The sequence below is a fragment of the Bradyrhizobium sp. HKCCYLRH1030 genome, assembly GCF_051168395.1.
GTDB lineage: Bacteria > Pseudomonadota > Alphaproteobacteria > Rhizobiales > Xanthobacteraceae > Bradyrhizobium.
Genome location: NZ_JBNPUY010000001.1, coordinates 625,327 through 638,182, shown reverse-complemented (window position 1 = coordinate 638,182; position 12,856 = coordinate 625,327). Strand labels below are relative to the sequence as shown.

Genomic DNA, 12,856 nt, shown 5'->3' with positions numbered 1-12,856 from the left:
GTCATTCGTTGTTCGAGCCGGGATAGGTCAATCTGTCGCCGGCTCGCACCGCACCCTCAGATAACGTCGCCGCACGAACCTCGTCGTGGCCCATGAGATGATACACGGCGCGGCCGGCATCGATCAGGTAGTCGGCGACGATGCGACGATGACAGCGCCACCACACCGCCTCCGCGCACATGATGGCCGTGCGTTGCGCGGCCGACACGGTCAGCAGGCGATCGAAGCCGCGCCGGAAGTCATCGGACAGGGCGTAGTCAGCGTAATGATGGAAGCTCTTGTTGGTCCAGAAGCCGTTCTTGTCCGGTGAAATGCCGCTCGTCTTGCGCAGGCCGCCGAGCTCGGCAATGCGCAGATGGCCGATCTGATGGCGCGCGAGCTCGGCCGGAAGCACCTCCGAATTGTACTGCGGGTTGGTCCGCGAGCGCGGGATGCGCCTGATATCGACGACGAGCTGAACCTCGCCGGCCCGCAACAGCGTGACGAACTCGGCGATCGTCCGCGTGGAGTGCCCGATGGTGAAGACGGGAAGCGCGTCGCGCGCCCGTGTCATTGCGGTCTTGGCGGGTGAGTGCTCGGTCATCCCTGCGAACCGCGAGCCTCATCGCCGCTCACCCTGGTCAAGGCGCTCTCCTTGTGAGCGGCGATGTGCTCGCTCTTGTCGCTCTTGATCTCGTATTGCGGAGAGTCCTTGCTGGCGCGGTGACGATAGCCCTTGTAGTCGAAGTCGCGCACATGCACCGCGACGATGCGTCCGGTCACGCGGCCGGCCTCCGAGTTCCAGGAGACGTGGTCGCCCTTCGCAAACTTGGTCATCTGTCTGCTCTGTAAACAGCCGCGATCCGCACTTCACCCAGGAACGGCTCAGGCAAAGGCATGTTCCATCCATCGCTGGTCAATCCGCTCCGGCGAGCCGCGATTGCCTGGTCCCGCGGGATATCTGATCCAGATCAATCCGCAGCCGTCCGCGACCTTCAGAGTGCTCCTGTCGAGGTCGCGGCCGGATGGTCGATGTGACATGCAAAGGGAGAGCTGTTCCATGCGTACTTTTGCCTTCATGATCGTCTTGCTGGCGTCAGTCAGCCTCAATCCCTTGTTCGCTCAGGGGCAAGGAAAACCTTCCCCCAATCCCGCGGAGACCAAAGCGAGTTCAGGCGTGCCGGCAAGAGAGAAGGGGCAGTCGACCAGCGAACGTCGGAAGCAGCACACGCTGCACCGGATGGGACCCGGCATCGATTGGGACCACCGTAAGGCAGGTCGCGACTGGAAGATCTCTCCTCAGCGCGAGAAGAACGACGCTCATGGCAAACGAGACGGAGCGAGCTGAACGGCTCGTTCCCTGCGACATGACGCTAGCGCTTGGTGCTCGCCTGCGATCGCTATGCCGCGTGGTGGCATCCAGCGATGACAACATCCGGCGTCTCCCGTCGGGCCGATGACGGTCCCGCATCGTGCGACGAGCTAGCGCTCGTCGTCCGCCGGGGGAGACGGACGCACGCACGATGCGCCGCCTCCGAGGCGCCGTGGGTCTTGAAATTGGCGCGTGCCTCGGTCAGCGACAGCGCTCCATTGGGACCACCACGGACGAGGTCGGCATCGTGGTCGTCCTGGCCGTCGTCCTCCCAATAGCAGACCGGGCAGATCTCGAACCCGCCGCGCTCACCCAGGGTGAGGAAGCGGCAGCACGGGCAGCGATAGCGCACCTCCGACGGCGGCTCGGTGACATCGCGATACATCAGGGCGTGATGATGCGAGTCTGAAAGACCTGCGTCAACGGCGAGCCGTCGGCGGGCCAAGTAGCGCGCATCTTTGCGAAGGCGATGCATTTGTCGTGACAACTATAGGTTGATATTTTGATCGAGATGGGGGCAAATCATCCTCGCCGAATCCGCGAGGCAAGCCTCACGCAGCGTTTCGCGTGGCTTGAGAGACGTGGCGTTTGGCCATGGTTCAGCTCCCGACCGGCTGGATTTCAATCACCAAGGAGTTTTTCATGCGCATTGGCTTTGCATTGTCGACCCTCTCCGTCGTCGTGGGATCGGCCGTTCTCGGCTGGGGCCTGACCGCGCCGCACCCCGCGCAGGCGTTCCTGGAGGACATCTGCATCCCGCGCGTGAAGGACGGCTTGAGGAATTGTCTCGCGCCGGCCAGCGCGTGCCGCAATCCGGCGGAGGCGCTCAACCGGGGCTGCCTGCTCGAGGCGGTGCAGTTCGCCGTCATTCCGCCCGGCCGCAGCATGATCCACGCCGACTCCACCTATTTCATCGCCCAGGCGCTCGGCTATCGCGCCGACGTGGCCTATTGGATCGCCGCCTACAACGAGAATTCCGACTACGCACAATATGCGCCGATCGACCAGTGCGGCGGGCAGGCGACATCGACCAATTCCGGCGCCAGCTACATCACCGCCAAGTTCAACGGCTTCCAGCGCACCAACAACACCACCGACGGGCCGCTGTATCATTACCTGCTGAACTTCTCGCCGAACGGGCAGGGCACCGACGTGCACGGCGCCAGCGGCGTGCAGGCGGTGTATCCGTTCCACTATCCGCCGCCCGGCTATCCCGTGACCATCGACAGCGTCTATCAGGGCACGCTGTACGATCTCCGGCAATGGGCGATGAAGCCCGACGACGGCCCGGGCCTGCTGTGCACCGCCGGATACACGGTGCCGAACGGCTCCTCGAACTTCAGCGGCCCGCAATGCCTGGCGAACGTGCCGATCAGCGGCAACGTGCCGCTGCTGGAGAACTACGCCATCGGGCCGGCCATCAACATCACCTCGGGACCGAAGGTGCTCGACAACAGCAACGGCGTCGTCGACTACACCCAACTCAAGTCCTGGCTGGACGACAAGAGCCGGACGACCGGCGTGCTGTTCGACGATCCCAGGAAGCCGCCGGTGCCGGTGCAGATCGCCCGGATCGGGCTCTATCTGCACTCCCTGCAGGATGCCTCGTCGCACGGCACCTTCTGTGGTGACGACGCGCCGTCGCCGCCGGGCGGCTCGGATGTCGGCAGCTACATGGCCATGAGCTCCGGCAGCATCAAGCTCAGCTTCGGCACCTATTGCGCCACGGGGCCGCATCTCGCGAGCCACGTCCAGGAGACCGGCACCGGCGACGCCAGCCTGCCGCTGCGCGACTATGTGGCGCTGAACAACACCGTCGACGAGCTGATCCTGTTCGGCAACACCGTCGCCAAGCCGCGCGGCTGGATCGTCAACCCCAGTCTGCTGCCGCCCAACGTCGTCGGCGCCAAGAGCGCCGCCAGCGACAGCGCGGCCGACCTGAAGTCCCGCCTCGTCGGCCGCATCGTGCAGGGCCAGCAATGGTCGCGTGCCGAGGTGTACAACTCCGGAGTCATCACCTTCCCCCTGCAGCGCACCGACGCGCAGGACCGGCTCAACACGATGAACGCAGCGCTGGGCGCGTATTCGAAGCGGCTGACGAATGCCAACCCCAAGCTGACGCCGTTGCGGCCGATGCCGGGCAATTCGTTCGACCCGAATGATAAGTCGGTGTGCTTCAAGTAGCTGCCGTAGGGTGGGAAAAGCGCCGCCGCAAGGCGGCGCGTGCCCACCATTGCGAATCGCCCGCACCCTACGGGGCTGTCCCGCTCGTCCGAGCCTCCTGATGTTTCGTGCGCCGCTTTAGGGGGATTCCGTCGTCGAAAGCGTCTTCCAGAGCAGATATCCGCCCAGCACGATCAGGATCATCGGCATGAGCGGCAACGGCAAGGCAAGAAGATCCCACAGGCCGGCCGCAAGAATGATGACCCCGATGACCACGCCGAACCTGTCGACCTTTAGGCTCCGCTGCGTCCGCATTATCTGTGCGCCCAGGATGAGGATGCCGACGCCCACCAGGAACCAGCCCCAGGGAAGCCCTGCGAGCATGACTACGCCGAGCCAGATGAAGAATACGGCCCAAGCGGCTGAATCGATTTGACGGTGCGGATCGGGCGCGTCGTGGGATGGGACGAGAGATGCTTGCGAGTCGGCCATGATACTGCCTCCGCTTCTCTGACGATGACAGCTTGATGCGGATTCACTTCGACGCTGTTGATGCAGGTCAACCAAAGCGCGCGGGAAGCATAGTCGTGTCCACAGCGTGGCGCCGGCAAAGCGTACGCCCGCGAGCACGACCGCCTCGTTCTCCAGCAGATGCACGCCGAACCGCGCCGCCTCGGCGCGCGCCAGCTTCAGCTCCTCGGGAAAGGTGCGGTGATCAAATTCATGGTTGCCCATCACCATGACGATCGGCACGTCATGATGTGGAGGTTCATGGCGGGCAGGGAGGTGGAGCCCAGGGCTCGCCGCGTAGGGCGCGTTAGCGAAGCGTAACGCGCCGATCTGGTCAAGCGGCGGATTACGCTCCGCTCATCCGCCCTACGCTTGCTAACGCTCCTGGTCCGGCCGATCAGCACCATCCCTTCTTCCAGTGGCCCGGCGGACAGTGATGACCGCGCCAACCCACCTTTCGGCCGCGACTCCAGCCGAAGGCCCGGTGACCGCCGCCGCGGCCCCAGCCTTGACCATGACCATGGCCATGACCGCCTCTCACCTCGATGAGATCAGATGCGCCGCGATCGACCTGAAGGGGAGCGCGAGGCAACGCGCTGGCGGGCACGATCAGCGCGGTTGAAATCGATGTTGCAAGGATGAAGATCGCTTTGCGCATGTGACTCCCTAGGATGTCTGGAAGATGAACTGAGAGGCTTACGGCTTTTCTGTGTCTTCAAGCGAAAGGGGGGGGCCGAGAAGCGGGATCGTATCCCGTTCGCGCGCCCACTACTTCCTATGCGTGCTGGAGCCGGTGGTCGTCATGCGCTGGCCGGGAGCGCTCTCGGAATGCCCCGGGCCGGCGGCGGTGTTGCTCTGATGACCGGGCGCGTACTCCGAAGCGCCGGGCGCCGTCGACGTCTTGCTACGCTGCATCTGCTGGCCGGGCGCTTTCTTCGACGCGCCGTGCGAACTTGCGCCGGTCTCTGCGGCGAACACAGGCGAAGCGGCGAACAGAGCCGCCGTCAAGACGATTGCCATCTTCATGAACGAACCTCCTTCGTTGTTGGTTCGTAGTAAACTGCGGCGTGTCGGCGATCGTTCCGCTGCACCGGGAAATCCTGGGGATCGTGTAGCGGACGCGGTATGATGTTCGGGCGGCCTGAGAGTGCATCCGTCTCGATAGCCGCGATCCCGGATGTCGCTCTCGCTCATCCGGGTTACGAACGCTCATTCATGACAGGAGCATCACCATGTCCCGCCTGCACTGGATCGACTTGCCCATCGCCGGCCGGCTCGCCATCGCGGCGCGGCCGCGGGCGGAAGACTGGCTGGCGGACGACATCGGCGCCTGGAAGGGCGAGGGCGTCGCTGTCGTCGTCAGCCTGCTGGAGCCGGCTGAGGTTCATGACCTCGGCCTTCAGCGCGAGGCCGCGCTGTGCCAGTCACACGGCATGGCCTTCGTGTCATTTCCGATCCCCGACCGTGGTCTTCCTGAGAGCCGCAGCGTAGCGTTGCAGCTCGCGCACGACGTCGCCGCGCGGCTGACGGACGGCCAGACGGTCCTGATCCATTGCCGCGCCGGCATCGGCCGCTCCGCCGTCATCGCGGCCTGCGTGATGATTCGGCTGAGCATTGATGGAGCTGAGGCCTTCGACCGGATCGCCGCCGCGCGCGGCGTGCGCGTGCCGGATACGGACTCTCAGCGGGAGTGGGTGAGGGCGTTCGAGCGCAAACAGATCGAGTAAAGTGCAGCGTCACTGTAACTCCCGCTGCGGCCGATGCCGGGGAATTCGTTCGCGGCGGGCGACAAGGCGGTGTGCTTCAAGTAGCGCCGGAGGCCGAGCCGGCAGAGGGTGCGTGTTCTCTCCCCACGTCATTCCGGGGCGCGCGAAGCGCGAGCCCGGAATCCATACTCACAGGCCGCGGGGCTGGGCACACATCGCCGCGGCCTGCATCTCGCAACTCATAGCCGCTCGTGCTTATGGATTCCGGGCTCGCGCTTTCGCGCGCCCCGGAATGACGGAGGAGAGAGCGTGCCCAGCCACGCCGAGCGGGCGACTACACCTCCACCACCAGCTCCGGATCGAAATCCGGGTTCTCGCGGCCATAGCCGTGCGGGTTGCAGATCACGCGGGTGGTGCCGACGCGATAGTCCGAGGGCGTGTGGATGTGGCCGTGGATCCACAGTGCCGGCTGGGTGGCGAGGATCAGCGCGGAGAGATCGGAGGCGAAGGCGGCGGTGGTCAGGTCGTTGTGATAGCGCTCGGCGACCGAGCCCCAGCCGGGGCCGTGGTGGGTGACGACGACGGTCGGGCCGTCGAACGGCGTCTCCAAGAGGCCCGTGAGCCAGGTGCGCGATGTCAGGTGCAGGCCGAGCGCCTCCCGCGGCGTGAACCGCAGCCACGGCTCGTCCTGCCAGATGATGCAGCGGTGGTCGTGCATCGTGTCCCCGCAGGCGGCCATGGCCTCCGCCTCGCTGCCGGGGCCGAAGATCGCATAGTCGGTCCACAGCGTGGCGCCCGCAAAGCGTACGCCCGCGAGCACGACCGCCTCGCTCTCCAGGAGATGCACCCCGAACCGCGCCGCCTCGGCGCGCGCCAGCTTCAGCTCCTCAGGGTAGGTGCGGTGATAATATTCATGGTTGCCCATCACCATGACGATCGGCACGTCCTCCGCCACGATCTCGCGCAGCCGCGCAAACCCGTTCACCGCCCCCTCGCAGACATCGCCGGCGACCACGACCACATCGACCCCGGGCAGCGCCTCGATCGGCTTGATGTCGGCCATGTCGGCGTGGAGATCGGAGAAGATGTGCAAGTGCATGTAGAGAATGAAGCCCGGGGCGCTATGCTGACCGGTCCGAGTTCGGCTATTTCAACTGGGCCAAATAGATAAACTCTTGGACCACTGTGCGAATATCACTTAGGAGTGGCTGAATGTCTCCCCGTTGAGCCACAAACCGTCGGCTATGAGCCGACTTGTCACCGATTTCCTTAAGCCTCGGGAGAGCGTGCTTTGTATTGCGTCCGAGATTCCAACTTTTCTCAGAGAGGGCTTTGTCGATAAGATCGCGCAAGTAGAGAAAGTCGCCTGATGGGTTTTTGATTTTCGTCTCGATATTGTGAAACTCAAAGGCCTCAATGATCAGGGTCTCTATAAGACGACGCAACATTACAGCGCAAGCGTCGTACCAGCCGTTCTCATATGCTCCGTTGACCTGATTGGAGATTTTCTCGATGTACCCGCGCGTGCCACGCACGAGCGACATCATGATGACCGGCTGGGTTGTAGAAGCTAGCCCTTCTTCAGGTGGTCCGAGTCGGGCAGCAACTTCAGTATGGATCGCTTGGGCTGTTGCAAAAATGTTGCGAACTGACATCAGTCACCGTTGCGGCCATAGAGATGCTTCGCCATGCTTTCGAATATTTTATCGATTTGGTCGGGCGTCGATTCTGGGGAAATATGGATTTGGATGTCGATGTGAAGTCCGGGGCCCGTGCCGTTTGCGTATGGGATGCCAGGCATCCCGTACGCGTGAGTGGCTGCTGCCGTGTGAAGCGGGCCACTTTCCATCATCGTTTGCTCCGGCTCAGATGAAGCGGGAAATTCGGCTTCCTCTACGAGCGCTTTGAATGTGGCAACTGTTTTCGCGACAACTTGGGCTCCCGCAGTCGAACTGATACTAAATACGTGAGTGAGCTCGTTGTTTGGACGAAGATGCGCATCGGGGTAAACTGCATATAGTTCAGCATATCCTTTACGAATGGCATCACCGAGCACCGTCTTATGCTTGGCCCCTCGGTAGGAAATCCACGTGGAGTTAGGGACCCCGCTTTGATCTGTAAAACCGATAAACTTCAAAACGCCGATTAGAGTGGTGTCGTTGCTCGACGTAAAGCCAATCGTCTTAAGCCATGCCGTTGTAACCTTTTGAGGTACACCTGCAGATCTAATTTTTTCCAGCAGTGCCTTAATCTTTCCGGTGACGGTCGTGTAAGCGTAGTCAACCATAAAACCTCCAAATGAAAAGATTTGCGCCGTAGCGCCGTTCGCGATCGGCTCATGCGCTACGGCGGCTCTGATGACTACTTTTCCTTCCGTACTCCTTTGAACGGCTTGTCGTCGGCTTTCTGGTCCATGAAGCGACCACTTTCGCTGTCGCGTTTGGTCCAGGTTTCGTTCTTGGGATTGTAAACTTGCGAACGATCGCGGACAGCACCATTGCGGTGTCCGTCGCCTTTGGGTGGGTTCGTAGCCATCCTTTTGGCCTTCCATCAAGCGCCAAGGCTTCGTTCAGTAAGTCTGCTGAGGTCGCTGTAAACTCCGGCGATGATCAGCCGGTAGTCCGCTTCCTCCAGAAACCTACCCCGCCAGTACCTTGGCTGGATCTCCGCGGTTCAAGGGCGGAAATTGACTCCAACCCTAGATTGCCAATTCATAAGCCTAACCAGTTCGTTGATTCACTTTTTGTTCGGTTTAGTGATCTGCGGCAAACCAAGGGCTCGCCGCAGACATTGTAGTTTGTGCTAACCGCTAACTAACCCGCGGCAGCACAGTAGTAGTCGGGTGGTTCACGAACACCCCGTCGTGCTGCCGCACGTATCACACTTCATGCAGGTGCCATTCCGCACCAGCGTGAAATTCCCGCACTCCGAGCACATCTCGCCTTCGTAGCCCTTGGCCTTGGCTTCGGCGCGGCGTTCGGCCTTGGAGGCCACTTGCGTGTTGGCCGTGCCGGCCTTGCTCCATTGCAGCGCCTCGAGCTTCTCGGTGGGCGAGAGGTCGTGCTGCGGCTCCTGCTTCAGGGCGACGGCGCCGTCGAGGGAGTCACCGGTGCGGGCGTGGGAGAGGGCGGTGAGATTCACCCCACCCCGATCGGAAGCGGAGCTTCCGATCGACCCTCCTCCTGCAGGGGAGGGTGACGACGAGCCGCCGCGCATCACCACGAGGTTGTCGGTGCGCGAGCGGGTCAGGCCGCGCGAGACGTATTTCGCGGCCTGCTGGCTCGGGCCGTCCTCCGACGGCTTGCCTTCGTCGACGCCGCGGCCGAGCGCGTCGAAATTGCTCTCGGACGGATCGACATGGGCGAGGTCGAAGCGCGACATGTAGCTGACGGCGAGCTCGCGGAACACGTAGTCGAGGATCGACGTCGCATACTTGATCGAGTCGTTGCCCTGCACGGGACCGGCCGGCTCGAAGCGGGTGAAGGTGAAGGCGTCGACATACTCCTCCAGCGGCACGCCGTACTGGAGGCCGAGCGACACCGCGATGGCGAAGTTGTTGATGAAGGAGCGCAGTGCCGCGCCCTCCTTGTGCATGTCGATGAAGATCTCGCCGAGGCGGCCGTCGTCATACTCGCCGGTGCGCAAATACACCTTGTGGCCGCCGACGACCGCCTTCTGGGTGTAGCCCTTGCGGCGATCCGGCATCTTCTCGCGCTCGCGCATCACGACGATGCGCTCGACCAGCTTCTCGACGATCTTCTCCGAGACCTGCGTGGCGCGCGCCGCCATCGGCTTGTCGTAGAAGGACTCGACCGCATCGTCCTCGTCCTCATCGTCGGCGATGAGCTGCGAGTTCAGTGGCTGCGACAGCTTCGAGCCGTCGCGGTAGAGCGCGTTGGCCTTCAGCGCGAGCTTCCACGACAAGAGATACGCCGCCTTGCAGTCCTCGACCGTGGCGTCGTTCGGCATGTTGATGGTCTTGGAGATCGCACCCGAGATGAACGGCTGCGCCGCCGCCATCATGCGGATGTGGCTCTCGACCGAGAGATAGCGCTTGCCGATCTTGCCGCAGGGGTTGGCGCAGTCGAACACCGAATAGTGCTCCGCCTTCAGATGCGGGGCGCCCTCGACCGTCATCGCGCCGCAGATGTGCACGTTGGCGGCCTCGATCTCGCGCTTGGTGAAGCCGATCGCGGTGAGCAGGTCGAAGGTGGGGGCGGCGATCGCCTCAGTGGTGACGCCGAGCTGCTTGACGATGAAGTCCTCGCCGAGCGTCCACTTGTTGAACACGAACTTGATGTCGAACGCGGTCGGCAGCGCCTTCTCGACCTTGGCGATGGCCTCGTCGGTGAAGCCCTTGGCCTTCAACGTGGTGGCGTTGACGCCGGGGGCGTTCGACAGCGAGCCGTGACCGACCGCATAGGCCTCGATCTCGGCGATCTCGCTCTCGCGATAGCCGAGCACGCGCAGGGCTGCGGGCACGGCGCGGTTGATGATCTTGAAGTAGCCGCCGCCGGCCAGCTTCTTGAACTTCACCAGCGCGAAATCAGGCTCGATGCCGGTGGTGTCGCAATCCATCACCAGGCCGATGGTGCCGGTGGGGGCGACCACGGTGACCTGGGCGTTGCGGTAGCCGTTGGTCTCGCCGAGCGCGAGCGCGTCGTCCCAGGCCTGGATGGCGTGGCTGACCAGCGAGACCTGCGGGCAGTGGGCGTGGTCGAGCGGCACCGGGGCGACCGAGAGCGCCTCATAGCCGGTCGCCTCGCCGCGCGCGGCGCGGCGATGGTTGCGGATGACGCGCAGCATGTGCGCGGCGTTCTTCTTGTAGCCGGGGAAGGATCCGAGCTCGCCGGCCATCTCGGCGGAGGTCTTGTAGGCGATGCCGGTCATGATGGCCGAGAGCGCGCCGCACAGCGCGCGGCCTTCCTTGGAGTCGTAGGACAGGCCCATGGTCATCAAGAGGCCGCCGATATTGGCATAGCCCAGGCCCAGCGTGCGGAACTCGTAGGACAGCTCGGCGATCGCCTTCGACGGGAACTGCGCCATCAGCACGGAGATCTCGAGCACGACCGTCCAGAGCCGGCAGAGATGCTCGTAGGCGCCGACGTCGAAGTGCTTCGTCTCCGTGTTGTAGAACGTCAGCAGATTGGCCGAGGCCAGGTTGCAGGCGGTGTCGTCCAGGAACATGTATTCCGAGCACGGATTGGACGCGCGGATGTCGCCGGACGCCTTGCAGGTGTGCCAGTCGTTCATCGTGGTGTTGAAGTGCAGGCCGGGATCGGCCGAGGCCCAGGCGGCGTGGCCGATCTTCTCCCAGAGGTCCCTGGCCTTCAGCGTCTTGACGACCTTCTTGTTGGTGCGGCCGATCAGATTCCAGTCGCCGTCGGTCTCGACCGCGCGGAGGAAGTCGTCCTTCAGCGACACCGAGTTGTTGGAGTTCTGGCCGGACACCGTGAGATAGGCTTCCGAATCCCAGTCCGTGTCGTAGATCGGGAAGTCGATGTCCTTGTAGCCCTGCTTGGCGAACTGGATCACCCGCTTGATGTAGTTGTCGGGCACCAGCGCGCGACGCGCGAGCTTGATCTCGCGGCGCAGCGCCGGGTTCTTCTCGGGGTCGAAGCAGTCGTCGCCCGAGCCCTCGCAATTGACGCAGGCCTTCATCACGGCCTTGAGGTGCTTCTGGTTGATCTTGGAGCCGGTGACCAGCGCCGCGACCTTCTGCTCCTCCTTCACCTTCCAGTCGATATAGGCCTCGATGTCCGGATGGTCGGCGTCGACCACCACCATCTTGGCGGCGCGGCGCGTGGTGCCGCCCGACTTGATGGCGCCGGCGGCGCGGTCGCCGATCTTGAGGAAGCTCATCAGGCCGGACGAGCGGCCGCCGCCCGACAGCCGCTCGCCTTCGCCGCGCAGCCGCGAGAAGTTGGAGCCGGTGCCGGAGCCGTATTTGAACAGGCGCGCCTCGCGCACCCACAGGTCCATGATGCCGCCGTCATTGACGAGGTCGTCCTCGACGCCCTGGATGAAGCAGGCGTGCGGCTGCGGATGCTCGTAGGACGACTTCGACTTGGTCAGCTTGCCGGTCTTGTAGTCGACGTAATAGTGGCCCTGGCCGGGGCCGTCGATGCCGTAGGCCCAGTGCAGGCCGGTGTTGAACCATTGCGGCGAGTTCGGCGCGACCATCTGCTTGGCGAGCATGACGCGGAGCTCGTCATAGAACGCCTGCGCGTCCGCTTCCGAGGAGAAGTAGTTGCCCTTCCAGCCCCAATAGGTCCAGCAGCCGGCGAGACGGTCGAACACCTGCTTGGCCGAGCGCTCGCTGCCGTAGCGCTCGTTCTCAGGGAGAGCGGCCAGCGCCTCGGTGTCCGGCACCGAGCGCCACAGCCACGACGGCACGCTCTCTTCCTCGACCTTCTTCAGGCGCGCGGCGACGCCGGCTTTCCGGAAATACTTCTGCGCCAGCACGTCGGAGGCGACCTGCGACCAGAACTCGGGGACCTCGACATTCTCGAGCCGGAACACCACGGAGCCATCCGGATTCTTGATCTCGGACGTGGTCAGGCGGAAGTCGATCCCTGCATAGGGCGACTGTCCTTCGGTGGTGTTGCGCCGTTCAATCCGCATCGCGAGCCCCAATAGTTCTTGCCGGACCGCGCTTGGCGGCCGGGATCATTGCATCCAAGGGCGACGGCTGGAAGTCCCCGGACGCTGCCGGAAAATTCGTCTGCCGCCGCAGTTCAACCGGTTGCCCGGTCCGCATCTGTTCAGCCTCGAAGGCGAAGGCCTTGCGCCGTTGTCCGGCGTCTCGCCCCGTCTTCCTGCGCGGGGCGTGCAGCCCGTCCGCTGCCCGCACCGTCCGTTCTCAACGCGTCACTCCCGCCGTTCCGCTCCGTCGTCCCTGCAGGGGAGGCCCCACATCTAGTGGGTTCCCCGTCGGGGCGCGTCGGCGCAGCGATGGTCTACAGGGCAGACGGCGACCCACGCCCGCTGCCGTGGCGACGGCGGCGTGGTCGTCTTCGAACCCTCTCGAGGGAAGCGGCCGGCCAGACCCGAAACATGACTGTGCGCCGAACCGGGCCGGAAGCTAGGACGACTCCGCTTCCCACGTCAAGGACTAGTGGGGGTT

General features: G+C 63.7%; 13 protein-coding genes. 3 read left to right on the top strand and 10 right to left on the bottom strand.

Annotation, left to right across the window (positions count from 1 at the left end):
• Position 1 precedes the first annotated feature (1 nt).
• Positions 2-583: a DUF488 domain-containing protein gene (locus ACQR1E_RS02830; protein ID WP_434896638.1), complete on the bottom strand. Its 582-nt coding sequence runs from the start codon at positions 581-583 to the stop codon at positions 2-4.
• The gene (locus ACQR1E_RS02825) at positions 580-816 is read right to left on the bottom strand and encodes a DUF2945 domain-containing protein (RefSeq protein WP_315751725.1); all 237 of its coding nucleotides are present in this window, start codon (positions 814-816) and stop codon (positions 580-582) included. Before ACQR1E_RS02825 ends, ACQR1E_RS02830 begins: the two co-directional genes overlap by 4 nt.
• Positions 817-1,039: 223 nt before the next feature.
• Between ACQR1E_RS02825 and ACQR1E_RS02820 the strand changes: the two genes are divergently transcribed.
• A complete protein-coding gene (locus tag ACQR1E_RS02820; protein WP_434896637.1) occupies positions 1,040-1,327 on the top strand; it encodes a hypothetical protein in 288 nt (95 codons plus the stop codon).
• A 52-nt stretch (positions 1,328-1,379) separates the two neighbouring features.
• Here ACQR1E_RS02820 and ACQR1E_RS02815 read toward each other — a convergent pair whose 3' ends face one another.
• Entirely contained in the window at positions 1,380-1,736 is a 357-nt protein-coding gene (locus tag ACQR1E_RS02815) for a CPCC family cysteine-rich protein (protein ID WP_434896636.1), read from the bottom strand.
• A 257-nt stretch (positions 1,737-1,993) separates the two neighbouring features.
• Here ACQR1E_RS02815 and ACQR1E_RS02810 point away from each other — a divergent pair, with 257 nt between their 5' ends.
• The gene (locus ACQR1E_RS02810) at positions 1,994-3,535 is read left to right on the top strand and encodes a hypothetical protein (RefSeq protein WP_434896635.1); all 1,542 of its coding nucleotides are present in this window, start codon (positions 1,994-1,996) and stop codon (positions 3,533-3,535) included.
• Positions 3,536-3,652: 117 nt separating this feature from the next.
• On the opposite strand, the gene ACQR1E_RS02805 is transcribed toward ACQR1E_RS02810, so the two are convergent.
• From ACQR1E_RS02805 to ACQR1E_RS02795, 3 genes are all read right to left on the bottom strand, one after another.
• Complete coding sequence (locus ACQR1E_RS02805) at positions 3,653-4,267, bottom strand: hypothetical protein (RefSeq protein WP_434896634.1); 615 nt, start codon at positions 4,265-4,267, stop codon at positions 3,653-3,655.
• A gap of 154 nt (positions 4,268-4,421) precedes the next feature.
• Complete coding sequence (locus tag ACQR1E_RS02800) at positions 4,422-4,682, bottom strand: hypothetical protein (RefSeq protein WP_434896633.1); 261 nt, start codon at positions 4,680-4,682, stop codon at positions 4,422-4,424.
• A 110-nt stretch (positions 4,683-4,792) separates the two neighbouring features.
• The gene (locus tag ACQR1E_RS02795) at positions 4,793-5,050 is read right to left on the bottom strand and encodes a hypothetical protein (protein WP_315751721.1); all 258 of its coding nucleotides are present in this window, start codon (positions 5,048-5,050) and stop codon (positions 4,793-4,795) included.
• 206 nt (positions 5,051-5,256) lie between these two features.
• Between ACQR1E_RS02795 and ACQR1E_RS02790 the strand changes: the two genes are divergently transcribed.
• Positions 5,257-5,751: a protein-tyrosine phosphatase family protein gene (locus ACQR1E_RS02790; RefSeq protein WP_434896632.1), complete on the top strand. Its 495-nt coding sequence runs from the start codon at positions 5,257-5,259 to the stop codon at positions 5,749-5,751.
• Between the two features lie 313 nt (positions 5,752-6,064).
• Here the strand turns inward: ACQR1E_RS02790 and ACQR1E_RS02785 are convergent, their stop codons facing one another.
• The 4 genes from ACQR1E_RS02785 to ACQR1E_RS02770 all read right to left on the bottom strand — a co-directional run bounded on the left by ACQR1E_RS02785 (position 6,065) and on the right by ACQR1E_RS02770 (position 12,354).
• Positions 6,065-6,829: a metallophosphoesterase gene (locus ACQR1E_RS02785; RefSeq protein WP_434896631.1), complete on the bottom strand. Its 765-nt coding sequence runs from the start codon at positions 6,827-6,829 to the stop codon at positions 6,065-6,067.
• A 46-nt stretch (positions 6,830-6,875) separates the two neighbouring features.
• Positions 6,876-7,385, bottom strand: a complete 510-nt coding sequence (locus ACQR1E_RS02780) for a hypothetical protein (RefSeq protein ID WP_434896630.1) — start codon at positions 7,383-7,385, stop codon at positions 6,876-6,878.
• A complete protein-coding gene (locus ACQR1E_RS02775) occupies positions 7,385-8,017 on the bottom strand; it encodes a DUF5343 domain-containing protein (RefSeq protein WP_434896629.1) in 633 nt (210 codons plus the stop codon). Before ACQR1E_RS02775 ends, ACQR1E_RS02780 begins: the two co-directional genes overlap by 1 nt.
• A 560-nt stretch (positions 8,018-8,577) precedes the next feature.
• Complete coding sequence (locus ACQR1E_RS02770) at positions 8,578-12,354, bottom strand: vitamin B12-dependent ribonucleotide reductase (protein ID WP_434896628.1); 3,777 nt, start codon at positions 12,352-12,354, stop codon at positions 8,578-8,580.
• Positions 12,355-12,856 lie beyond the last annotated feature (502 nt).

Excerpts from the sequence above, each read along its gene's own strand:
- ACQR1E_RS02830 (WP_434896638.1), bottom strand. The coding sequence starts at position 583 with ATGACCGAGCACTCACCCGCCAAGACCGCAATGACACGGGCGCGCGAC.
- ACQR1E_RS02825 (WP_315751725.1), bottom strand. The coding sequence starts at position 816 with ATGACCAAGTTTGCGAAGGGCGACCACGTCTCCTGGAACTCGGAGGCC.
- ACQR1E_RS02820 (WP_434896637.1), top strand. The coding sequence starts at position 1,040 with ATGCGTACTTTTGCCTTCATGATCGTCTTGCTGGCGTCAGTCAGCCTC.
- ACQR1E_RS02815 (WP_434896636.1), bottom strand. The coding sequence starts at position 1,736 with ATGTATCGCGATGTCACCGAGCCGCCGTCGGAGGTGCGCTATCGCTGC.
- ACQR1E_RS02810 (WP_434896635.1), top strand. The coding sequence starts at position 1,994 with ATGCGCATTGGCTTTGCATTGTCGACCCTCTCCGTCGTCGTGGGATCG.
- ACQR1E_RS02800 (WP_434896633.1), bottom strand. The coding sequence starts at position 4,682 with ATGCGCAAAGCGATCTTCATCCTTGCAACATCGATTTCAACCGCGCTG.
- ACQR1E_RS02795 (WP_315751721.1), bottom strand. The coding sequence starts at position 5,050 with ATGAAGATGGCAATCGTCTTGACGGCGGCTCTGTTCGCCGCTTCGCCT.
- ACQR1E_RS02790 (WP_434896632.1), top strand. The coding sequence starts at position 5,257 with ATGTCCCGCCTGCACTGGATCGACTTGCCCATCGCCGGCCGGCTCGCC.
- ACQR1E_RS02785 (WP_434896631.1), bottom strand. The coding sequence starts at position 6,829 with ATGCACTTGCACATCTTCTCCGATCTCCACGCCGACATGGCCGACATC.
- ACQR1E_RS02780 (WP_434896630.1), bottom strand. The coding sequence starts at position 7,385 with ATGTCAGTTCGCAACATTTTTGCAACAGCCCAAGCGATCCATACTGAA.
- ACQR1E_RS02775 (WP_434896629.1), bottom strand. The coding sequence starts at position 8,017 with ATGGTTGACTACGCTTACACGACCGTCACCGGAAAGATTAAGGCACTG.
- ACQR1E_RS02770 (WP_434896628.1), bottom strand. The coding sequence starts at position 12,354 with ATGCGGATTGAACGGCGCAACACCACCGAAGGACAGTCGCCCTATGCA.